Source organism: Xanthomonas cannabis pv. cannabis, assembly GCF_000802365.1.
Taxonomy (GTDB): Bacteria; Pseudomonadota; Gammaproteobacteria; order Xanthomonadales; family Xanthomonadaceae; genus Xanthomonas; species Xanthomonas cannabis.
Genome location: NZ_JSZE01000249.1, coordinates 1 through 221 on the forward strand (window position 1 = coordinate 1; position 221 = coordinate 221).

Consider the following 221-nt stretch of genomic DNA (forward strand, 5'->3'; position numbering starts at 1 on the left):
GGCACGAGCACGCTCACGCTCGATGGCGCCAACAGCTACGCCGGTGGCACGGTGTTGAACGCCGGCACGCTGGCGGTTGGCAGCAACACGGCGTTGGGCAGCGGCAGCCTGTCGGTGTTGGGCAATGCCAGCTTGAGCAACGCGATCGCCCTGGCGCTGGGCAACAGCATCAACCTGGGCGCGGACCTGAGCATTGCCAATGCAGCCGATCTGGCGTTGAC

The 221-nt window shown here is 66.5% G+C and carries 1 protein-coding gene; it reads left to right on the forward strand.

The window, feature by feature from the left end; all coding sequences use genetic code 11:
* A partial coding sequence (locus OZ10_RS20280) for an autotransporter-associated beta strand repeat-containing protein (protein ID WP_039566945.1) occupies positions 1-221 on the forward strand: 221 nt, incomplete at both ends.